General features: G+C 72.8%; 21 protein-coding genes and 1 tRNA gene. 16 read left to right on the top strand and 6 right to left on the bottom strand.

Annotated features, from left to right (window positions below):
- Positions 1-67: 67 nt before the first annotated feature.
- The 10 genes from ITX44_RS30485 (at position 68) to rdgB (ending at position 7,209) form a co-directional block, all read left to right on the top strand.
- Complete coding sequence (locus ITX44_RS30485) at positions 68-1,555, top strand: amino acid permease (RefSeq protein WP_205361182.1); 1,488 nt, start codon at positions 68-70, stop codon at positions 1,553-1,555.
- Between the two features lie 96 nt (positions 1,556-1,651).
- Positions 1,652-2,062, top strand: a complete 411-nt coding sequence (locus ITX44_RS30480; protein WP_205361180.1) for a M67 family metallopeptidase — start codon at positions 1,652-1,654, stop codon at positions 2,060-2,062.
- A 59-nt stretch (positions 2,063-2,121) separates the two neighbouring features.
- Positions 2,122-2,226: a putative leader peptide gene (locus ITX44_RS43140; RefSeq protein WP_372441040.1), complete on the top strand. Its 105-nt coding sequence runs from the start codon at positions 2,122-2,124 to the stop codon at positions 2,224-2,226.
- A 53-nt stretch (positions 2,227-2,279) separates the two neighbouring features.
- Positions 2,280-2,558 carry a MoaD/ThiS family protein gene (locus ITX44_RS30475; protein ID WP_205361178.1) on the top strand — a complete coding sequence of 93 codons (279 nt, stop codon included), beginning with the start codon at positions 2,280-2,282 and terminating at the stop codon, positions 2,556-2,558.
- Positions 2,558-3,508, top strand: coding sequence for a PLP-dependent cysteine synthase family protein (locus ITX44_RS30470; protein WP_205361177.1), 951 nt, complete (start codon positions 2,558-2,560; stop codon positions 3,506-3,508). Before ITX44_RS30475 ends, ITX44_RS30470 begins: the two co-directional genes overlap by 1 nt.
- A 280-nt stretch (positions 3,509-3,788) precedes the next feature.
- Entirely contained in the window at positions 3,789-4,541 is a 753-nt protein-coding gene (locus ITX44_RS30465) for an MBL fold metallo-hydrolase (protein ID WP_205361176.1), read from the top strand.
- Between the two features lie 134 nt (positions 4,542-4,675).
- Positions 4,676-4,921 carry a PTS sugar transporter subunit IIB gene (locus ITX44_RS30460; RefSeq protein ID WP_205361175.1) on the top strand — a complete coding sequence of 82 codons (246 nt, stop codon included), beginning with the start codon at positions 4,676-4,678 and terminating at the stop codon, positions 4,919-4,921.
- 144 nt (positions 4,922-5,065) lie between these two features.
- The gene (rph, locus tag ITX44_RS30455; protein WP_205361174.1) at positions 5,066-5,821 is read left to right on the top strand and encodes a ribonuclease PH; all 756 of its coding nucleotides are present in this window, start codon (positions 5,066-5,068) and stop codon (positions 5,819-5,821) included.
- 236 nt (positions 5,822-6,057) lie between these two features.
- Entirely contained in the window at positions 6,058-6,462 is a 405-nt protein-coding gene (locus ITX44_RS30450) for a hypothetical protein (protein WP_205361173.1), read from the top strand.
- Between the two features lie 135 nt (positions 6,463-6,597).
- On the top strand, positions 6,598-7,209 hold the full coding sequence (gene rdgB / locus ITX44_RS30445; RefSeq protein ID WP_205361171.1) for an RdgB/HAM1 family non-canonical purine NTP pyrophosphatase: 612 nt from the start codon (positions 6,598-6,600) through the stop codon (positions 7,207-7,209).
- A gap of 10 nt (positions 7,210-7,219) precedes the next feature.
- On the opposite strand, the gene ITX44_RS30440 is transcribed toward rdgB, so the two are convergent.
- The 3 genes from ITX44_RS30440 to ITX44_RS30430 all read right to left on the bottom strand — a co-directional run bounded on the left by ITX44_RS30440 (position 7,220) and on the right by ITX44_RS30430 (position 10,109).
- Positions 7,220-8,167, bottom strand: a complete 948-nt coding sequence (locus ITX44_RS30440; protein ID WP_307795576.1) for an ABC transporter ATP-binding protein — start codon at positions 8,165-8,167, stop codon at positions 7,220-7,222.
- A 69-nt stretch (positions 8,168-8,236) separates the two neighbouring features.
- Positions 8,237-9,100 carry an ABC transporter permease gene (locus tag ITX44_RS30435; RefSeq protein ID WP_236062017.1) on the bottom strand — a complete coding sequence of 288 codons (864 nt, stop codon included), beginning with the start codon at positions 9,098-9,100 and terminating at the stop codon, positions 8,237-8,239.
- An 82-nt stretch (positions 9,101-9,182) separates the two neighbouring features.
- The gene (locus ITX44_RS30430; RefSeq protein WP_236061990.1) at positions 9,183-10,109 is read right to left on the bottom strand and encodes an ABC transporter permease; all 927 of its coding nucleotides are present in this window, start codon (positions 10,107-10,109) and stop codon (positions 9,183-9,185) included.
- Positions 10,110-10,387: 278 nt separating this feature from the next.
- On the opposite strand from ITX44_RS30430, the gene ITX44_RS30425 reads away from it, so the two are divergent.
- A complete protein-coding gene (locus ITX44_RS30425; RefSeq protein WP_236061989.1) occupies positions 10,388-12,754 on the top strand; it encodes a transglycosylase domain-containing protein in 2,367 nt (788 codons plus the stop codon).
- A gap of 86 nt (positions 12,755-12,840) precedes the next feature.
- Here ITX44_RS30425 and ITX44_RS30420 read toward each other — a convergent pair whose 3' ends face one another.
- Positions 12,841-13,143, bottom strand: coding sequence for a GroES family chaperonin (locus ITX44_RS30420; RefSeq protein WP_205361308.1), 303 nt, complete (start codon positions 13,141-13,143; stop codon positions 12,841-12,843).
- A 49-nt stretch (positions 13,144-13,192) separates the two neighbouring features.
- Entirely contained in the window at positions 13,193-13,519 is a 327-nt protein-coding gene (locus tag ITX44_RS30415; protein ID WP_205361164.1) for a DUF3618 domain-containing protein, read from the bottom strand.
- 96 nt (positions 13,520-13,615) lie between these two features.
- On the opposite strand from ITX44_RS30415, the gene bcp reads away from it, so the two are divergent.
- The 3 genes from bcp to ITX44_RS30400 all read left to right on the top strand — a co-directional run bounded on the left by bcp (position 13,616) and on the right by ITX44_RS30400 (position 15,353).
- The gene (bcp, locus tag ITX44_RS30410; RefSeq protein WP_205361163.1) at positions 13,616-14,083 is read left to right on the top strand and encodes a thioredoxin-dependent thiol peroxidase; all 468 of its coding nucleotides are present in this window, start codon (positions 13,616-13,618) and stop codon (positions 14,081-14,083) included.
- 152 nt (positions 14,084-14,235) lie between these two features.
- On the top strand, positions 14,236-15,261 hold the full coding sequence (locus ITX44_RS30405; RefSeq protein WP_205361162.1) for an HNH endonuclease signature motif containing protein: 1,026 nt from the start codon (positions 14,236-14,238) through the stop codon (positions 15,259-15,261).
- 8 nt (positions 15,262-15,269) lie between these two features.
- Positions 15,270-15,353, top strand: a tRNA-Leu gene (locus ITX44_RS30400).
- A 542-nt stretch (positions 15,354-15,895) separates the two neighbouring features.
- On the opposite strand, the gene ITX44_RS30395 is transcribed toward ITX44_RS30400, so the two are convergent.
- The gene (locus ITX44_RS30395) at positions 15,896-17,029 is read right to left on the bottom strand and encodes an aminotransferase class V-fold PLP-dependent enzyme (protein ID WP_205361161.1); all 1,134 of its coding nucleotides are present in this window, start codon (positions 17,027-17,029) and stop codon (positions 15,896-15,898) included.
- Positions 17,030-17,214: 185 nt separating this feature from the next.
- Between ITX44_RS30395 and ITX44_RS30390 the strand changes: the two genes are divergently transcribed.
- Together ITX44_RS30390 and ITX44_RS30385 are read left to right on the top strand one after the other, a co-directional pair.
- Positions 17,215-18,510 carry a DUF445 domain-containing protein gene (locus ITX44_RS30390; RefSeq protein WP_236062016.1) on the top strand — a complete coding sequence of 432 codons (1,296 nt, stop codon included), beginning with the start codon at positions 17,215-17,217 and terminating at the stop codon, positions 18,508-18,510.
- Between the two features lie 224 nt (positions 18,511-18,734).
- Entirely contained in the window at positions 18,735-19,589 is an 855-nt protein-coding gene (locus ITX44_RS30385; RefSeq protein WP_205361159.1) for a fumarylacetoacetate hydrolase family protein, read from the top strand.
- Positions 19,590-19,701: the final 112 nt, after the last annotated feature.

The raw sequence follows: 19,701 nt of genomic DNA, 5'->3' as shown, positions 1-19,701 counted from the left end.
CCCGCCGTCACCGGTACGGGTGATGCGGACGGGCGCCGCGCCCTGCCGCCGTGGTACGAATCCCGGCATGAACCCGGACAAGGTGGACCTGGGCCCCCTCGGCCCCCTCCGTGACAGCGGCGCGGCCGCCGACGGCGGCGAGGGCTACGCCCGGGGCCTGGGCAGCCGGCAGATCCAGATGATCGCGATCGGCGGCGCCATCGGCACCGGCCTGTTCCTCGGCGCCGGCCGCGCCATCCACCAGGCCGGCCCCAGCCTGGTCCTGATGTACGCGGTCGCCGGCGCCGCCGTCTTCGTGATCATGCGCGCGCTGGGTGAACTGCTCACCTACCGCCCGGTCTCCGGGTCCTTCGCCGACTACGCCCGGGAGTTCCTCGGCCCCTTCGCCGGCTTCGCCACCGGCTGGACGTACTGGCTGATGTGGATCGTCACCGGCATGGCCGAGGTCACCGCCGCCGCCACGTACATCACCTACTGGTGGCCCTCGGTACCCCAATGGGCCAGCGCCCTCGCCTTCCTGGTGCTGCTGCTCGCCGTCAACCTGATCTCGGTGACGCTGTTCGGCGAGATCGAGTTCTGGTTCTCGATGATCAAGGTGACCGCCATCATCGGGATGATCCTGATCGGCGTGGGCGTGCTCACCCTGGGCCTGTCCGCGGCCGGGCACACCGCCTCGGTCGGCCACCTGTGGCGCGACGGCGGCTTCTTCCCGCACGGCGTGGGCCGCTCCCTGCTCACCCTGCAGATCGTGATGTTCGCCTACCTCGCGGTCGAACTGGTCGGCGTCACCGCCGGCGAGGCCCGCGACCCGCACCGCACCCTGCCGCGGGCCATCAACACCCTGCCCTGGCGCATCGTGCTGTTCTACGTGGGCGCGCTCGCGGTGATCCTCAGCGTCGTCTCCTGGACCCATTTCCGGCCCGGCGTCAGCCCGTTCGTGGCCGCCTTCGCCGAGATCGGCATCCCCTTCGGCGCCGGCATCGTCAACTTCGTGGTGCTCTCCGCGGCCCTGTCCTCCTGCAACTCCGGCATGTACTCCACCGGCCGCATGCTGCGCGACCTGGCGGCCAACGGCCAGGGCCCGCGCGCCTTCACCCGCCTCACCGGCCGCCGCACCCCGGCCCTGGGCGTCCTCGCCTCCGTCCTCGTGATGAGCATCGGGGTGTGGCTGAACTACGTGGACCCGGCCGGCGCCTTCACGTACATCACCGCCTTCGCGACCGTGGCCGGCGTGTGGACCTGGGGCGTCATCCTGGCCTGCCACATCCGCTACCGGGCCGCGGTCCGGGCCGGCCGCGCCGCCCCCGCCTGGTTCACCGCCCCCGGCGGCGCCGCCGCGAGCTGGTGCGCGCTGGCCTTCCTCGCCCTGGTCGTGGTCCTCATCGGCGCCGACCCCGACGCCCGGATCTCGCTGTACGGGGCGCCGGTGTGGTGCGCCGCACTGCTGGTGGGCCACGCCGTCCTCAAGCGCCGCAACCCCGCCGCCTTCGCCCGCCGCCCGCACCTGACGCCCGTACCGCAGCCGCCGGAGCCCACCGCCGATCCGGTGCTCTGACCGTCCGGGCGCCTCGCGCCCCGCCCCCTGAAGGATCTGGGTCCAGGATCCGGCCTGCCCGCGGGCGCCCGCGCCGATTTTGTTACGTTGGCCGCCATGCTCACCATCACCAAGGACCTGTACGACGCGATCGTCGCGCACGCCCGCGCCGACCACCCCGACGAGGCGTGCGGCATCGTGGCGGGCCCGGAGGGCAGCGACCGGCCCGAGCGGTTCGTGCCCATGCAGAACGCGGCCCGCTCGCCCACGTTCTACGAGTTCGACTCCACCGACCTGCTGCGGCTCTACCGCGACATGGACGACCGCGGCGAGGAGCCGGTGATCGTCTACCACTCGCACACCGCCACCGAGGCGTACCCCTCGCGCACCGACATCAGTTACGCGAACGAGCCCGGCGCGCACTACGTGCTGGTGTCCACCGCGGAGGAGTTCCAGTTCCGCTCGTTCCGCATCGTGGACGGACACGTCACCGAGGAAGAGGTGACCGTGGTGCCGTCGCCCGCCTGACGTCCCGGATCGCGGGACGGCCGTCTCGGGGCGGCCGGGGGAATCGATACCATGCAGGCATGGTTCTCCTCGACGTGAGCGACAAGGCGCCGGGCACGCCGCTCGTGGCGCGACTGCACGTCGACCTGTGCCGCCGCACCAGTGCGGCGTGTCCGCGCGTCTGACCGCACCAGCCAGCACACCCCGCCCGCACGAACGCACTCACAGGAGCGCAGCCATGGCCATCGAGGTCCGTATCCCGACCATCCTCCGCAACTACACCGACGGCCGGAAATCCGTGGAGGGCAGCGGCACCACCCTGGACGAGCTGTTCACCGACCTCGACACCCGCCACGCGGGCCTGCGCGACCGGGTGGTCGACAACGGCGAGCTGCGCCGCTTCGTGAACGTGTACCTGAACGACGAGGACGTCCGCTTCCTCGAAGGCATCAGCACCAAGCTCACCGACGGCGACAACGTGACGATCCTGCCCGCCGTGGCCGGAGGCGCGCGCTGATGCGTTACGACAGTCCGCTGGCGGCGGTCGGCAACACCCCGCTGGTCCGCCTGCCGCGCCTGTCCCCGTCGGACGAGGTGAGCGTCTGGGCGAAGCTGGAGGACCGCAACCCCACCGGCTCCGTCAAGGACCGCCCGGCTCTGTACATGATCGAGAAGGCCGAGGCGGACGGGCTGCTCACCCCCGGCTGCACCATCCTCGAGCCCACCTCCGGCAACACGGGCATCTCGCTGGCCATGGCGGCCCGGCTCAAGGGCTACCGCATGGTGTGCGTCATGCCGGAGAACACCTCCGCCGAGCGCCGCGAACTGCTCGCCATGTGGGGCGCGACGATCATCTCCTCGCCCGCCGCCGGCGGCTCCAACACCGCGGTGCGCGTCGCCAAGGAAATCGCCGCCGAACACCCCGACTGGGTGATGCTCTACCAGTACGGCAACGCGGCCAACCCCGGCGCCCACTACGCCACCACCGGCCCGGAGATCCTCGCCGACCTGCCCACCATCACCCACTTCGTGGCCGGTCTGGGCACCACCGGCACCCTCATGGGCGTCGGCCGCTTCCTGCGCGAGAAGGTCCCCGGTGTGACGATCGTCGCGGCCGAGCCGCGCTACGACGACGTCGTGTACGGCCTGCGCAACCTCGACGAGGGCTTCGTGCCCGAGCTCTACGACGAGTCCGTGCTCACCACCCGTTACTCCGTCGGATCCGAGGACGCGGTCCGCCGCACCCGCGAACTGCTCGCCGAGGAAGGCGTTTTCGCCGGCATCTCCACCGGCGCAGCCCTGCACGCCGCCCTCGGGGTGGCCGCCAAGGCGGCCCGCGCCGGCGAGCGCGCCGACATCGTGTTCGTCGTCGCCGACGGCGGCTGGAAGTACCTGTCCACCGGCATCTACACCGCCGAGTCCACCGAGGCCGCCGTGGCCGCGCTGCACGGCCAACTCTGGGCCTGACGCGGCGCCCTCCGGGCCCGGACGGGCCGTCCGCCCGACCCCGCCGGAGCCACCGGACCGGGGCCCGGACGGCCCGCCGAAGCGGCCCCGCCGCCCGGTCCGCACCCCTTCTCGTACGGCACCCACCCGGACTGGTGATTCCGCCCACAACGTGGAGCCGTAACGGAGCAAGCACCCCGAACTCGCTTACCCTTCCAGGACAGGGCGGGCGCGGACCCGCCACCCCCCACCCCGTTCGGAATGGGGTGGATGCGGCGCGCCCACGGAGGTGTTTCCCCGAATGAAGCTCACCGTCGTCGGCTGTTCGGGCTCGTTCCCGTCCGCGGACTCGGCTTGCTCGAGCTACCTCGTCGAGGCCGACGGCTTCCGGCTGCTGATCGACATGGGCAACGGGGCCCTGGGTGAACTCCAGCGCCACTGCGGACTGTACGACCTGGACGCCGTACTGCTCAGCCACCTGCACGCCGACCACTGCATCGACATGTGCGGCTACTTCGTGGCCCGCTACTACCGCCACGACGGCGGCCCCGCCGCGGCCATCCCCGTCTACGGCCCGGCCGGCACCGAACGCCGGCTCAACATCGCCTACGGGGACGTGCCCGACGAGAAGTGCATGAGCGAGGTCTTCGACTTCCGCACCCTGACCTCCGGCACCTTCCGCATCGGCCCGTTCGGCGTCACCGCCGAGCAGGTCAGCCACCCCGTGGAGGCGTACGGCTTCCGCGTGGAGTCCGGCGGCAGCGCCCTGGCGTACTCCGGCGACACCGGCCCCTGCGACGCCCTCCAGGGCCTGGCCCGGGACGCCGACCTCTTCCTGTGCGAGGCGTCCTTCACGTACGGCAAGGAGGACATCCCCGACCTGCACCTCAACGGCCGCGAGGCCGGGCAGGCCGCGACCCGGGCCGGCGCCGACCGGCTGGTCCTCACCCACATCCCGCCGTGGACCAACCCGGCGGTGAACCTGCGCGACGCGAAGGCCGCGTTCTCCGGCCCCGTCGAACTCGCCAAGGCGGGCGCCACCTACGAGCTGTGATCCGGCCCACCGCCGATGATCCCGCTCCACCGCCTGTGAAACGCTGTCAACAGTGGGTTACCGTGACATAACGGACCCACGAGCGGGCAGGCCCCATGCGGGCGCCCAGTGGGGCAGCGGAACAGGAGGCTCGGATGGCCACCAAGGCAGAGAAGATCGTCGCCGGTCTCGGCGGACTCGACAACATCGAGGATGTCGAGGGCTGCGTCACCCGGCTGCGTACCGAGGTCAAGGACCCCGGCCTGGTCGACGAGGGCGCCCTCAAGGCGGCCGGCGCCCACGGCGTGGTCAAGATGGGTTCCGCCGTCCAGGTGGTCACCGGCACCGACGCGGACCCGATCGCGACCGACATCGAGGACATGATGGAGCGGACGGTCTGACCGCCCGCGACCCCTCTCCCCCCGGTCTCCCCCCGGTCTCCCCCCGGTCTCCCCCCGGTCTTCCCCTGGTTTCCCCCGGGATCGGGCGGGCCCCAGGGGGCCCGAGGGGTCGGGACCGGCCCGGGCCCCGGATAGGCTCGGCGCATGTCACGATTCGACGGCCGTACACCCGACCAGCTCCGCCCCGTCACCATCGAGCGGCAGTGGAGCAAGCACGCCGAAGGCTCCGTCCTGGTCTCCTTCGGCGACACCCGCGTGCTGTGCACCGCCACCGCCACCCAGGGCGTGCCCCGGTGGCGCAAGGGCAGCGGCGAGGGCTGGGTCACCGCCGAATACGCGATGCTGCCCCGGGCCACCAACACCCGCGGCGACCGGGAGTCCGTCCGCGGCAAGATCGGCGGCCGCACCCACGAGATCTCCCGCCTGATCGGCCGCTCGCTGCGGGCCGTCATCGACTACAAGGCGCTCGGCGAGAACACCGTCGTCCTGGACTGCGACGTCCTCCAGGCCGACGGCGGCACCAGGACCGCCGCGATCACCGGCGCCTACGTCGCCCTCGCCGACGCCGTGGCCTGGATGCAGGCCAACCACCTGATCAAGGCCAAGGCCCAGCCGCTCACCGGCAGCGTCGCCGCGGTCAGCGTCGGCATCGTCGGCGGCGTCCCCCTGCTCGACCTCGCCTACGAGGAGGACGTCAAGGCCGAGACCGACATGAACGTCGTCTGCACCGGCGACGGCCGCTTCGTCGAGGTCCAGGGCACCGCCGAGGGCAAGCCCTTCGACCGCGCGGAGCTCGACTCCCTGCTCTCCCTCGCCGTCGCCGGCTGCGCCCGGCTCACCGAGGTCCAGCAGGAGGCCCTGGAGGGGGCGCTGAAGGGGGCCGGGGCCCTGAAGGGCTGATCCCCGGCGGTCCCGCGGTTTCCCGGATGTGCGGTCCCTCGGTTCTGCGCTCTTCCGGTCCTGCGCTCTTCCGGTCCTGCGCTCTTCCGGTCCTGCGCTCTTCCGGTCCTGCCGTCGTGCGGTTTTGCGGCGCACGGCCCCGGCGGGCAACCCGTACGCCTTCTGCCGCGTGTGTACGTGCAGACGCGCACGCGGCAGCCCGCCGGGTGCGGACGGACCCGGGGGAGGGGCCCGCCATGAAGCGCCGCCGTACCACCACCGCACTGCTGTGCACAGCGGCCCTGGCCGTGGGCGGCCTCGCGGTGACCGCCTGCGACAGCGCCCAGCGCGCCTGGGACTGCGCCAAGACCGCCGCCACCATCGCCGGTGACCTTCAGGACCTGCAGAGCACCGCCACCAACATCGGCCAGGTGAGCGACCCCGGCCGCCGCCAGGCCACCGTCGACGCCCTCGACAAGGTCCGCACCGACCTGCGCTCGCTCGGCGACCGCGGCCACGACTCCGACGTCACCCAGGCCGTCGACCGGCTCGACGCCGCCGTCCGCACCGCCCGCACCACCGCGGCGGCCGGCCGCACCCCGGACCTGCGGCCGGTGGGCAGCGCGGCGTCGCACCTGACGAGCGCGTGCACGCCGGGCTGAGCGGGCTCGAGGGGCCGGGCGGCTTCCGCGCGGCCCGCGGCTTCGGGACGGCAGGGGACGACGGCCGCGACCGGGGCTCCGTACGGCCGGGCCACCGTGGCCGCCCGGAACCCCGGACCGGCGATAATCACGGGCATGACGCGCCGCCTCGTACTCGCCACCCGCAACGCCCACAAGGTCACCGAACTGCGGGCGATCCTCGCCGCCGCCGGGCTCGGCCCCGACCTGGACCTGGTCGGCGCCGACGCCTACCCCGAGGTGCCCGACGTGAAGGAGACGGGGATCACCTTCGCCGAGAACGCCCTGCTCAAGGCGCACGCTCTCGCCGAGGCGACCCAACTGCCCGCGGTGGCCGACGACTCGGGCCTGTGCGTGGACGTCCTCGGCGGCGCCCCGGGCATCTTCTCCGCCCGCTGGGCCGGCCGGCACGGCGACGACCGGGCCAACCTCGACCTGCTCCTCGCCCAACTCGCCGACATCGACACCCCGCACCGCGCGGCCCACTTCGCCTGCGCCGCCGCCCTGGCCCTCCCCGACGGCACCACCCGCGTCGTCGAGGGCCGCCTCCACGGCACCCTCCGCCACACCCCGTCCGGCACCGGCGGCTTCGGCTACGACCCCGTCCTCCAGCCCGACGGCGACACCCGCACCTGCGCCGAACTCACCCCCGACGAGAAGAACGCCATCAGCCACCGCGGCAAGGCGTTCCGCGCCCTGGCCCCGCACCTGATGGAACTGCTGGGCTGAGCGGCTTCCCTCACCCCGGCTGCCCGTACATCCGCGCGATCACGTCCTCGATCGCCGGCTCACGGACCGACAGGTCGACCAGGGGGTAGCGCGCGGCGAGGGCGGCGACCAGAGGGGCCGCGGAGGCGGCGGCGGGGAAGGCGAGCCACTGACGGGGGCCCTCGGCGCGGACGAAGCGTGCGCCCTCGACGGTGACCGGGGCCAGTTCGTGGGCGAAGTCGGCGACCAGGGTGCGCTCGCTCTCGCCGACCGCGTGCAGGCCGGCGAGGCCGCCGTCGTACATCAGGCGGCCGTGGTCGATGACCATGACGCGGCGGCACAGAGTCTCGATGTCGGTCAGGTCGTGCGTGGTGAGCAGCACGGTGGTGGACCGCTCGGCGTTGACCGTGCGCAGGAAGTCGCGCACCCGGGACTTGCTGATCACGTCCAGCCCGATGGTGGGCTCGTCCAGGTAGAGGACCTCGGGGTCGTGCAGGAGGGCCGCCGCGATGTCGCCGCGCATCCGCTGGCCCAGCGAGAGCTGCCGTACCGGCACGTCCAGCAGCGCGGAAAGGTCCAGCAGTTCGACGCAACGCGCCAGGTTCGCCTCGTAGCGGGCGGTCCCGATCCGGTACATCCTGCGCACCAGTTCGTACGAGTCGCGCAGCGGCAGGTCCCACCACAGTGTGGTGCGCTGCCCGAAGACGACGCCGATCCGGCGGGCCAGGCGGGTGCGTTCGCGGGTCGGGTCGATGCCGCAGATCCGGATCCGGCCGGCGCTGGGGTTGAGGATGCCGGTCAGCATCTTGATGGTGGTGGACTTTCCGGCACCGTTGGGCCCGATGTAGCCGACGACCTCGCCGCGCGGCACGGTGAAGGTCAGGCCGTCCACCGCCCGCACTTCGCGGCGTTCCCGCCGCAGCCCCCGGCCGGCCCGGTGGCGTACGTCGAACACCTTGGCCACGCCCTCCAGTTCGATGACCGGTTCGGCCGCCGAATCGGGGGCGTGTTCCGTGCCCGCCGCGTCTCCTGCGCGCTCCACTGTGCGTCAACTCCCTGTGCTGCGGTACGAACGAAGGCCCGCCCGCCAGGCCGCGCCGGCCACCGCGCAGCACAGCAGGGCGACGAGCGGGGAGCAGAAGGCCACCCAGCCGGGCAGGCCGACCGGGTCGGGGCGGCCCAGGATGTGCAGGGCCGGCAGCCAGTTCACGAAGGCCAGCGGCACCACGAAGGTGACGCCGCGGACGAGTTCGCGGGCGAAGACCCCGGGCGGGTACTGGAGCATGGTGTTGCCGCCGTACGTCACGGAGTTCTGCAGTTCCGAGGCGTCGCCCGCGCGGAACTGGAAGGCCGCGCCGCACACGAACACCGCGCCGAAGATGGCCGTGCCGCCGACCAGCATCAGCGGCACCAGCAGCACTTTCGCCGGGGTCCAGGCCACGTCCACCCGGGCCAGCGACCAGGCCAGCACCAAGGCGCCCTGGAGGATCCGGCCGAACCGGCGCAGCGCGAACCGGTCGGCGGCGACCTGGACCAGGACCGGCACCGGGCGCAGCAGCAGCGTGTCCAGGGTGCCGTCGCGCACCCGCCGGCCCAGCCGGTCCATCGAGCCCAGCAGCAGGTCCGCGGCCCCGAAGGCGGTGCTCGTGGTGCCGTAGAGGAAGGCCACCTCGGGGAGTGTGAATCCGCCGAGCGTGGTGATGTGGGAGAACATCAGCACGATCGTGACGAAGTCCAGCGCGGTGGCGGCGAAGTTGCCGAGCGCGGTCAGGACGAAGGAGGCGCGGTAGGCCATGGTGGAGCGCACCCACATCGCCACGATCAGCCGGTACGCGCGCAGCGCCTCGGCGACGGCCGCCACCGAACCCGCGCCCACGGTGTCGCGTACGTGGGTGTCGTATCCCGCGTCCATGGCGCCGGGCATATGGGCGTCGTTCCCCGCGCCCACGGCGCCGGGTTCGCCGGCCGCACCGTGCGCGTCGACCGCACCGTACTCACCCACCGTGCACCACCACCCGGCGGGCCGCGACGGCCTGCAGCGCCCGGCCCGCGGCCAGCAGCGCCAGCGCCCAGGCGGCCTGGAGGGCGAGCGGCGGCAGCACGGCCAGGCCCCGGTGCCGGCGCAGCAGCACGTCGGCCGGCACCTGGAGCATCGCCGCCCAGGGCAGCGCCTGGGCCAGGCCGCCCAGCCAGCCGGGGAAGACGGTCAGCGGCAGCAGCATCCCGGAGAAGAACAGCCCGGCCAGCCACACCACCTGGCTCACCCCGGCGCCGTCCAGCAGCCAGAAGGCGCTCAGCGCCACCAGGAAGCGCACCGCGAAGCTCACCACCGCGCCGAGCACCACTGCGGCGAGAAACAGCAGCCAGGTCACCGCGTCGCCGGGCAGCGCCAGCGGGAAGACGAGCGCGCCGCACACCATGGGCACGACCCCGCGCCCGAGCAGGTGGAAGACGGCCCGTCCCAGGTCCGCGGACAGCCACCAGCCCTGCAGATCGGCCGGCCGGTACAGGTCGACGGCGATGTCGCCGGACCGGATCCGCTCCATCAGCTCGTCCTCGAACCCGCCGCCCATCAGGCACATCGTCATCAGCAGCGCCTGCCCGATCCACACATAGGTGAGCGCCTGCGACTGGCTGTAGCCGCCCAGGTGCGGGCGCTGGGCCCACAGTGCGACATAGCTGTACGAGACGATCAAGCCGAAGACCGTATTGGTGAAGACGCCGGCCGCCGTCGCCGTGCGGTACGTCGCCCAGCGCCGGAAGCCGCGGACAGCGACCGCCGCGTACAGCGACCTGCGGCCAGGAACGTCGTCGCGCCCGCCGGACCGCCGGCCGGGCTCCTTCCCGGAGCCGTCCTGCGAACCCTCGCCGGAGCCTTCGTCGGACGTCCCGCCGGACATCTCGCCGGAAACGGCCCTCATCGGTGTGAACCCCCTCACGTCCGCCCGGCACACAAGCCGCCGAGCGTAGTGCGCCGCGGCCGCCAACCACCAGTGGTTTTCCACCCGATCGGGCGGCCGGGGTGCGCCGTCCGGCCTGTCACAGACCTGTCACGGATGCGTCGCGCTGATCCGCGGCTTACCAGTGATGCGAGAGTGTGGAGAGGACTACGTGCCCGTACGGGAGCCTACGTAACGATTTGATGCATGATGTGCCGCCGCGGGTCAACCCCGGCGGCGGCCGAGGAGTCCCACAGGACATGAGTGACGTGCAGAGCGGTCCGGGCGGTGCCGGCCGGCCCCGCCGGAGCGGGTGGCGCCGGCTGCTGCCCACCTGGCGGATGGTGACCGGCGGCGTGCTGGGCGTGCTGCTGGTGCTGATCGGCGGCTTCTTCCTCGGCTACGCCCTGGTGTCGATCCCCGACCCCAACGCGGCGGCGGTCGCGCAGAACAACGTGTACCTCTACGCCGACGGCAAGACCGAGATCACCCGCGACGGCGCGGTCAACCGGCAGAACGTGCCGCTGAGCGACGTCGCCAAGACCGCCCGGTACGCGGTGCTGTCCGCGGAGGACCGGAACTTCTACCACGAGTCCGCGGTCAGCCCCAAGTCGATGCTGCGCGCCGCCTGGAACACCGCCACCGGCAAGGGCACCCAGTCCGGGTCCACGATCACCCAGCAGTACGTGAAGAACTACTACCTGAACCAGAGCCAGACGGTCTCCCGCAAGCTCAAGGAGTTCTTCATCTCGATCAAGCTGGACCGCAACGAGACCAAGGACCAGATCCTCGAGGGCTACCTCAACACCAGCTACTACGGGCGCAACGCGTACGGCATAGAGGCCGCCTCCCAGGCGTATTTCAACAAGGACGCCGCGAACCTGACCACCGCCGAGGGCGCGTACCTGGCGACGCTGCTCAACGCCCCCAGCGAGTACGACCTGGCCGCCCACCCGGAGAACGCGCCCGCCGCCAAGGCGCGCTGGAACTACGTCCTGGGCGGCATGGTCAAGGAGCACTGGCTCACCCAGGCCCAGCGCGACGCCACCACGTTCCCCACCATAGGCAAGCCCAAACCGACCGCCAGCAAGGCCGGCCAGCGCGGCTACATCATCGAAGCGGTCAACAAGTACCTGACCGACAACAACATCGTCAGCGCCGACGCGCTGCGGGCCGGCGGCTACCGGATAACGACCACCATCCAGCAGTCCGACGAGGACGCCATCGTCAAGTCCGCCCAGGACAACGTCTGGAGCAAGCTCGGCACCACCAAGGCCGACTCCTACGTGCGCACCGGCGCGGCGTCGATCGACCCGGCCACCGGCAATGTCGTCGCCCTCTACGGCGGCCTCGACTACACCAAGCAGTACGTGAGCAGCGCCACCAACGCCACGTACCAGCCGGGCTCGACCTTCAAGCCGGTGATACTCGCGTCGGCCCTCCAGCACAGTTCGCAGACCCAGGACGGCCAGGCCATCACCCCGGACACGGTCTACAACGGCGACAGCAAGCGCCCGGTGCAGGGCCCGAACGGCCCGGTCGGCTACGCCCCGGAGAACGAGGACAAGGTCTCGTACGGGCCGATCTCCGTCACCGAGGCCATGGACAAGTCCGTCAACGCGGTCTACGCGCAGATGGCGCAGGACGTCGGCACGGGCAAGGTCACCGAGACCGCGCACGCCCTGGGCCTGCCCGACTCCGTTGCCGTGCCCAGCACACCCGCCATGGCGCTCGGCGCCTTCGGGGCCAGCCCGCTGGAAATGGCGCAGGTGTACGCGACGCTCGCCGACCACGGCAAGCGCATCCCGTACTCCCTGGTGACGAAGGTCGACAAGGACGGCAACGACCTGTCGCTGCCCTCGCGCGACCCGGTGCAGGCGATCCCCCGCGGGGCCGCCGACACCACCACCTCGGTGCTGCGCAGCGTGGTGGACAGCCCCACCGCCACCGCCACCGCAGCACAGGGCTCCGGCTGGCCGTCGGCCGCCAAGACCGGCACCGCGGAGGACGACAAGGCCGCCTGGTTCGCCGGCTACACGCCCAAGCTGGCCACCGTGGTCGCGCTGTTCGGCCTCAACCCCGACACCGGCGCCCAGGAATCGCTGAACAACGCGCTCGGCGTCGCCCGCGTCAATGGCGGTGGGCCGCCCGGCCAGGTCTGGGCCCAGTACACCGCCGACGCCCTGAACGGTGTGCCCCAGCAGGACTTCGACCTGCAACTCCAGCCCGGCGCGAACACACTGCCCACCGACACCGGCACCCCGTCGGACACGCCGAGCACCACCACCCAGGCGCCGCCGCCGACCACCACAGCTCCGCCGCCCACCGGCACCGCGCCGACCCCGACCGGCACCACGGCCCAGCCGCCGTCCACCACCGCGCCGACCACCACCGCGACTCCGACCGGAACGACGCCCACCCCGACCGGCACCGCCACGATGAACCCGGTGGGCGGCACGACGGCAGGTGGCGGCGGATCGGGGCCCAGCTCAGGACCGGGTGCGGGCTCCGGCCCGGGTTCCGTTTCCGGTGCCGGTTCCAGCACCGGCCCCACCACCGGCTCGGGCTCCGGCGGCAGTACGGCGGGGAGCCGGGGGACACCTGTGGCCGCGTCCGGCGGAGGGTGAGCCGGGGCGCCGTACCCCTGGACGCGGCGGCGCCCGGCCCGAATCCGGGCCGGGCGCCGATGTCCCGCGTGACCGATCTCACATCGTCACAAGTACAGCCCCGTGGAGTCGTCCGTGCCCTGGAGCCGCTCGGCGGCCACCGCGTGCAGGTCGCGCTCGCGCATCAGGACGTACGCCACACCCCGCACCTCGACCTCGGCGCGGTCCTCCGGGTCGTACAGCACCCGGTCACCGACCTCCACCGTGCGCACGTTCTGACCCACGGCGACCACCTCGGCCCAGGCCAGCCGCTTGCCGACGGCCGCGGTGGCCGGGATCAGAATGCCGCCGCCACTGCGGCGCTCGCCCTCCGCGGTGTCCTGCCGCACGAGTACGCGGTCGTGCAGCATGCGGATGGGCAGCTTGTCGTGCTCGTTGTCGGTACTCACGGTCACGACGTTACCGGGAGCGGCGGCGTCCCCGGGCCGCGGCCACCGCGCCCGCGAGGACCACGACGGCCAGCACCGCGACCGGCACGATACGGGCGGGTCGCGCCTTGCCCTCCTCCGTGACGAACTGGGCCCGGGCCCGGCTCACCGCGCGGTTGGCGGCCACGTACGCCTGGCCCACGGTACGGTCCAGCGCCGAGACCGCCTTGGCCTTGGTGTCCCGGGCGATCGTCACCGGGTGCACCCGCACCGCGATCTCGTCGAGGGTCGCCGCGAGCTCGTGCTGCCTGCGGGTGATGTCCGCCTCGATCTGAGCGGGCGTCCTGGCTTCCGCCACCGCTGCCTCCATCGCCTGATTCGGTACCGTTCGGACAGTCTGTCAGTACGACGCGGCCCCCGCCGCGTCGGCACCCCGTTTGCCCTGGAGCCACCGATGACCGAGCGCCTCGCCCCTGGCGACACCGCCCCCGACTTCACCCTGCCCGACGCCGACGGCAACCCCGTGTCCCTGTCATCGCACCGCGGCCGCAAGGTGATCGTCTACTTCTACCCTGCCGCCATGACCCCCGGCTGCACCAAGCAGGCCTGTGACTTCACCGACAACCTCGACCTTCTCTCCGGCGCCGGCTACGACGTGATCGGCGTCTCCCCGGACAAGCCCGACAAACTCGCCAAGTTCCGCGAGAAGGAATCCCTCGAGGTCACCCTGGCCGCCGACCCCGACAAGGCCACGCTGACCGCCTACGGCGCGTTCGGCGAGAAGACCATGTACGGCAAGACCGTCACCGGCGTGATCCGCTCCACCGTGATCGTCGACGAGTCCGGCAAGGTGGCGCACGCCTTCTACAACGTGAAGGCGACGGGGCATGTGGCGAAGCTGATTCGGGATCTGGGGGTGTGAGGGGGCGGGTGAGCCGGACCGAGTGGATCGGTCGGATGGGCTGAATCCGCGAAGGCCGCTGAAATCGGCTGGCTTCGGAGCGTAACCGAGCATGGCTGGCGTCGTTGAACCCCATGATGAATCGAACGTGATGGCGAATGGGGGTGCGGGTCATGGAACTGGACCGTGCGGAGGTGGCGGCCGCCGTTGCGGGGGCGACGTCGTGGGCTGGGGCCATGCGGGCCCTGGGGATGCGCGTCAGCGGCGGCGGGCGGCGTGCCCTTCAGCGACGGGTGACCGAACTCGGCCTCGACACCGGTCACTTCGCCCGTGCCCGCGGGTGGCGCACGTACTCCGACGAAGCCCTCGCGGAGGCAGCCGCGTCCGCGCGCAGCCTGCTCGACGTGGCCCGGGCCCTGGGCGCCACCCCGGCCCCGGGCACCCTCTCCCATCTGAGCCGCAGGCTCGCGGCGGCGGGCATCGACGTCAGCCACTTCCCCGCGATGGGCCGCGACGGGCCGGTCCTGCCGTTCACCGCGGCCGAACTCGCGGCTGCCGCTGCCCGTTGCGACAGCGTCCGGGCGGTGGCCCGCGCCCTCGGGGTGCCCGACGACGGACGGACCCGCGCGGCGCTCGGCCGGATGCTGCGCGCGCACGCGATCGGCACCGCCCACTTCCGCCACGCCCGTGCCCCGGTCCCGGAAGCGGCCCTGCGCGCGGTCGTGCCCGCCGTCACCAGCTACGCCGAGGCGATACGCGCCCTGGGCCTGGCCGTGGACGACACCAACCACCGCCGGCTGCGCCGGGCGGTGGCCCGCCTCGGGGTGGACACCGGCCACTTCGCCAGACCCGCACGCCGAACTGTCGCGCTGCCCGCGCCCAGGGCGGTCGCGGCGGAGGTCCTGGTGGTGCGGCCGCCGGGCTCGCCCCGCCTCAACCGGGCCCGCCTGCACCGGGCACTGGCCGAGGTGGGGACCCCGTACCGGTGTGCGACCTGTGGCAACACCGGCCAGTGGCGCGGCCGCCCGCTCACCCTGCACATCGACCACGTCAGCGGCGACTGGCTGGACAACCGGCGGGAGAACCTGCGGTATCTGTGCCCCAACTGCCACGCGCTCACCGGGACATGGGGCCGCGGCAGGTCACCGGCCCGGCGGGTCGGAGGGGTGCTCGCACAGGAAGCGGTGGCTACCATGTAACGGACCGCGCGGCCGTGTCGTAACTGGCAGCCGAGCTGGGTTTAGGTCCCAGTGGGGGCAACCCCGTGTGGGTTCGAATCCCACCGGCCGCACGCGCCGCGGACCCGCCTCCTGCTTTGGGGGCGGGTCCGCACCGGCCGCGATCCGGGTCGGTCGGGATCCGGACAGGCCAGGGGCCGCAGCGGCCGGGGTCCGCAGGGGCCAGGGCTGGACTGGGCGGGGTCGGCATCGGGCAGAGTCCGGACCGGTCAGCGTCCCACCCGCCGGACCCGCACTGACTGGAGTCCGCAGCGCCCAGGGTCTGGGCCGGTCAGAGTCCGCACGAAGGTTCCGGTCCGGACAAGCCAGGACCGCATCGGCCAGGTCATGCCCCGTCGCCGCCGGCCGCGTCCGGGCTGTGCCGCTCCGGGACCGCTGCCGCCGGAGACCGGCGCCCCGGAGGCCAGGCTTCGTCGGGCCGGGGTCCGCCGCCCTCACCTCAGCCGTCCTTCGGCCGTCGGGCACCGCCCACCCCCCTGGTCGACCTCTCGGTCCCCGACCCGGCGATCGAGGACGTGATCGCGCGGATGTACGGGCAGACGGGGTGAGGAAGCGGCTCCGGGTTGAGATCGGGGTGAGATCGGGGTGCCGGGTCTCAACCCAGGGTGGACAGGGCCGCGTCCACGCGGGTGACGGCGGCGAGGGAGGTGGAGGCGTGGGCCGAGAGGCGGACGGAGGTGGCGCGGACCGAGGGGGTGACGCCGTGGGTGTGGAGGGCCTTGGCGATGTCGGAAGGGGAGGTGCCGGGGAGGCGGAAGGAGACGATGCCGGCGCGTTCGGCGGGGGCGGTGGGGGAGAGGATCTCGCCGCCGTGGGCGCGGACGGTGTCGAGGAGCTGGTCCACGCGGTCGTGGATGTGGGCTTCGATGGCGCGGACGCCGGCGCGTTCGACGAGTTCGAGGGCGGCGGCGAAGGCGGCCGCGGCGACCGGGCTGAGGTTGGTGATGCTCCAGCGGCCCGCGCCGGGCGCCACCGGGTGCTCGCTGTCGTCGAAGAGGGCCACGTCGGTGACGCCGGTCCAGCCGGTGAGGGTGGGTTCCAGGCGTTCCAGGGCCCGGTCGGACAGGGCGGCGAAGCCGGTGGACCAGCTCGCCCGCAGCCACTTCTGGCCGCCGGTGACCAGGACGTCGGCGGCCGGCCAGGGCAGGTCGGCGACGCCGAAGCCCTGGATGCCGTCGACGACCAGCAGCCGGTCCGGGCCGATGACCTCGCGCAGGGCGGCCAGGTCGGCGCGGGCGCCGGTGCGGAAGTCCACCGCGCTGACGGCCAGGGCGACTACGTCGGGGGTGAGGGCGGCGCGTACGGCGTCGGGGGTGATCGGGCCGCGGGCGCCGGGGGTCAGCCAGCGGGGGACGGCGCGGCCGAGGTCCTCGCTGCGCCGCCAGGGGTAGTGGTTGGCCGGGAAGTCGGTGGCGGGCACCAGCACGGTGCCGCCGGGGATGCCGAAGGCGGCGTGGAAGAGGCCGGTGGAGGCGTTGGGCAGCAGTACGGTGTGGTCGGGGTCGGTGCCCGCGAGCCGGGCCGCGGCCCGGCGGGCGCGCACGTCCGCGTGCATCAGGTCGTCGACCGTGGTGTGGTCGGCGCGGGCCGAGCGGGCCAGGGCGTCGGCGGTCGCGGCGAGGACGTCGCGGGACGGCGGTCCGTACCGGGCGAAGTCGAGGTAGCCCTCGGGCTCCTCGAAGTGCTCCGCATAGCCGGGCAGCCCCCCGGCGGTGCGCCGCTCGGTCATGATCCTCCTTCGGCCCGGCGGCGGTCCGGCGGCGACACCGGGAGCCGCCCGGGCCTCTCGTACGTTCCCGGAATGGCAGTGGCGGTGAGAATACGCGGGTGGAGCCGATGGACACGGGGCGGACGGACAGCAGACCGGTACCGGTGGAGCGCGCGGGGCCGCCGGTGACGGCGGGACCGGCGCGGATGCCGCGGCGCCCGGCCGGGCCGGCCGGCGCGCACCCGGCCACGGCCGAAATGGATGCGGAGCGGCGCCGCGGGGTGCGCCGGATGAAGCTGATCGCGACCGGCTTCCTGCTGGTCGCCACCGTGGTGTACGCGCTGAGCAAGTGGGCGGGCGCGAGCGGTGCCGGGCCGTGGGCCGGGTACGTGGCCGCCGCTGCGGAGGCGAGCATGGTGGGCGCGCTGGCCGACTGGTTCGCGGTGACGGCGCTGTTCCGCCGTCCGCTGGGCCTGCCGATCCCGCACACCGCGATCATCCCGACGAAGAAGGACGTGCTGGGCGCGAGCCTGGGCGACTTCGTGGGGGAGAACTTCCTGTCCGCGGACGTGGTGCGGGCCCGGCTGCGCTCGGTCGGCATCGGCGCGCGGCTGGGCGGCTGGCTCGCCGAGCCGGACAACGCCGGCAAGGCCACCGAGCAGGCCGCGGCGGCGCTGCGCGGCGTGCTGACGGTGCTGCGCGACTCCGACGTGCAGGCGGTGGTCAGCGAGGCGATCACCCGGCGGGCCGAGGCGCAGGAGGTCGCGCCGGGGCTGGGCAAGATGCTGGAGCGGATCGTGGCGGACGGCGGCCACCGGCGGGTGGTGGACCTGGTGTGCGTACGGGCCCACGACTGGCTGGTGCTGCACGGCGACTCCGTGATGGCCGCGGTCAAGGACGGGGCGCCCGGCTGGACCCCGCGGTTCGTGGACCGCAAGGTGGGCGAGCGGGTCTACAAGGAGCTGCTGCGGTTCATCACCGAGATGCGGGACTCGCCGGAGCACCCGGCGCGCGGCGCGGTGGACCGTTTCCTCACCGACTTCGCGGTGGAGCTCCAGTCCGATCCGGACACCCGGGCCCGGGTGGAGCGGCTGAAGAACGACCTGCTGGCCCGGGACGAGGTGCAGGAGCTGATCGCCTCGGTGTGGAGCGCGGTACGGGGCATGGTGGTGGCCGCGGCCGAGGACGAGCGCAGCCAGTTGCGGCTGCGTACCCGGGCCTCGCTGCTCTCGCTGGGCGGCCGGCTGTCCGCGGACCCGAGGCTGCGGGCCAAGGTGGACACCTGGCTGGAGGACGCGGCGACGTATCTGGTGACCACCTATCGGGCCGAGATCACCTCGCTGATCAGCGAGACGGTGGCCGGCTGGGACGCCGACCAGACCTCGCGCAAGATCGAGGCGCACGTGGGGCGGGACCTGCAGTTCATCCGGATCAACGGCACGGTGGTGGGCGCGCTGGCCGGTGTGCTCATCTACACGATCTCGCGGGTGGCCGGCGGCTGAGCGGTACGGACCCAGTGGTACGAACGGGTGATACGGCTCCGACCTCTGGTTCGTACCCGGCTCCGGTCCACCTGCCGGTCGGGGGTTGCGCGGGCCGCCCGCTCCTTGGAGGATCGACAAGACATCCGATGACTGCCGTACCGGCAGGTGACCGGCCCGTACGGCCGGCGTCGGCGCTGTCGTACCGCATCACTGTCACTACGCACTACGACGGAGTTCTCACTGTGAAGCTGCTGCGTGTCGGACCTGCCGGGGCGGAGCGCCCCGCCGTGCTGGACCCGGAAGGCGTGGCGCGGGACATCGGCGGTCTCGTGCCGGACATCGACGGTGCCCTGCTGGCCGACGGAGCCGCGCTGGAGCGGATCGCCGCGGCCCTGGCCGACGGTTCGCTGCCCGCGCTGGACGCCGGCCTGCGGGTCGGGCCGCCGCTGGCGCGGATCGGCAAGATCGTGTGCATCGGCCTCAACTACCACGACCACGCCACCGAGACCGGCGCCACGGTGCCCACCGAGCCGGTCGTCTTCATGAAGGCCCCCGACACGGTGGTCGGCCCCGAGGACACCGTCCTGGTGCCCCGCGGCAGCGAGAAGACCGACTGGGAGGTCGAGCTGGCCGTGGTCATCGGCCGGGAGCTGCGGTACGCGGCCTCGCACGAGGAAGCCCTGTCGGCCGTCGCCGGCTACGCGGTCGCGCACGACGTGTCGGAGCGCGAGTACCAGATCGAGCGCGGCGGCCAGTGGGACAAGGGCAAGAACTGCGAGACCTTCAACCCGCTCGGCCCCTGGCTGGTCACCGCCGACGAGGTCGCCGACCCGCAGGCCCTCCCGCTGCGGCTGTGGGTCAACGGCGAGCTGAAGCAGAACGGCACGACCGCCGACCAGATCTTCCCCGTGGCCGAAGTGGTCCGCTACCTCAGCCACTTCATGACTCTCTACCCGGGTGACGTCATCAACACGGGTACGCCTGCCGGCGTGGCCCTCGGACAGCCCGAGCCCAAGCCGTACCTTCGACCCGGTGACATCGTCGAGCTCGAGATCGATGGGCTCGGGCGGCAACGGCAAGAGCTCAAGTCTGCGTGACCTCAGCATTGCGTGCGGGCGGTTCGCCCGGACAACCCAGGGGCGCGGGGCTGTAGTCGACATGCGGCCGGCGCCGCGTGGGCGCGCTCAGCCAGTGACGGCCAGTGGTCCG

This window comes from Actinacidiphila acididurans (genome assembly GCF_016918855.1).
Taxonomy (GTDB): domain Bacteria; phylum Actinomycetota; class Actinomycetes; order Streptomycetales; family Streptomycetaceae; genus Actinacidiphila; species Actinacidiphila acididurans.
The sequence above is the reverse complement of the archived record's forward strand: the minus strand, read 5'-3'. Positions and strand labels throughout refer to the sequence as shown.

Excerpts from the sequence above, each read along its gene's own strand:
- bcp (WP_205361163.1), top strand. The coding sequence starts at position 13,616 with ATGACCGAGCGCCTCGCCCCTGGCGACACCGCCCCCGACTTCACCCTG.
- ITX44_RS30395 (WP_205361161.1), bottom strand. The coding sequence starts at position 17,029 with ATGACCGAGCGGCGCACCGCCGGGGGGCTGCCCGGCTATGCGGAGCAC.
- ITX44_RS30465 (WP_205361176.1), top strand. The coding sequence starts at position 3,789 with ATGAAGCTCACCGTCGTCGGCTGTTCGGGCTCGTTCCCGTCCGCGGAC.
- ITX44_RS30430 (WP_236061990.1), bottom strand. The coding sequence starts at position 10,109 with ATGAGGGCCGTTTCCGGCGAGATGTCCGGCGGGACGTCCGACGAAGGC.
- rph (WP_205361174.1), top strand. The coding sequence starts at position 5,066 with ATGTCACGATTCGACGGCCGTACACCCGACCAGCTCCGCCCCGTCACC.
- ITX44_RS30390 (WP_236062016.1), top strand. The coding sequence starts at position 17,215 with ATGCCGCGGCGCCCGGCCGGGCCGGCCGGCGCGCACCCGGCCACGGCC.
- ITX44_RS30475 (WP_205361178.1), top strand. The coding sequence starts at position 2,280 with ATGGCCATCGAGGTCCGTATCCCGACCATCCTCCGCAACTACACCGAC.
- ITX44_RS30460 (WP_205361175.1), top strand. The coding sequence starts at position 4,676 with ATGGCCACCAAGGCAGAGAAGATCGTCGCCGGTCTCGGCGGACTCGAC.
- ITX44_RS30420 (WP_205361308.1), bottom strand. The coding sequence starts at position 13,143 with ATGCTGCACGACCGCGTACTCGTGCGGCAGGACACCGCGGAGGGCGAG.
- ITX44_RS30450 (WP_205361173.1), top strand. The coding sequence starts at position 6,058 with ATGAAGCGCCGCCGTACCACCACCGCACTGCTGTGCACAGCGGCCCTG.
- ITX44_RS30470 (WP_205361177.1), top strand. The coding sequence starts at position 2,558 with ATGCGTTACGACAGTCCGCTGGCGGCGGTCGGCAACACCCCGCTGGTC.
- rdgB (WP_205361171.1), top strand. The coding sequence starts at position 6,598 with ATGACGCGCCGCCTCGTACTCGCCACCCGCAACGCCCACAAGGTCACC.
- ITX44_RS30435 (WP_236062017.1), bottom strand. The coding sequence starts at position 9,100 with ATGGACGCGGGATACGACACCCACGTACGCGACACCGTGGGCGCGGGT.
- ITX44_RS30485 (WP_205361182.1), top strand. The coding sequence starts at position 68 with ATGAACCCGGACAAGGTGGACCTGGGCCCCCTCGGCCCCCTCCGTGAC.
- ITX44_RS30425 (WP_236061989.1), top strand. The coding sequence starts at position 10,388 with ATGAGTGACGTGCAGAGCGGTCCGGGCGGTGCCGGCCGGCCCCGCCGG.
- ITX44_RS43140 (WP_372441040.1), top strand. The coding sequence starts at position 2,122 with ATGGTTCTCCTCGACGTGAGCGACAAGGCGCCGGGCACGCCGCTCGTG.
- ITX44_RS30405 (WP_205361162.1), top strand. The coding sequence starts at position 14,236 with ATGGAACTGGACCGTGCGGAGGTGGCGGCCGCCGTTGCGGGGGCGACG.
- ITX44_RS30480 (WP_205361180.1), top strand. The coding sequence starts at position 1,652 with ATGCTCACCATCACCAAGGACCTGTACGACGCGATCGTCGCGCACGCC.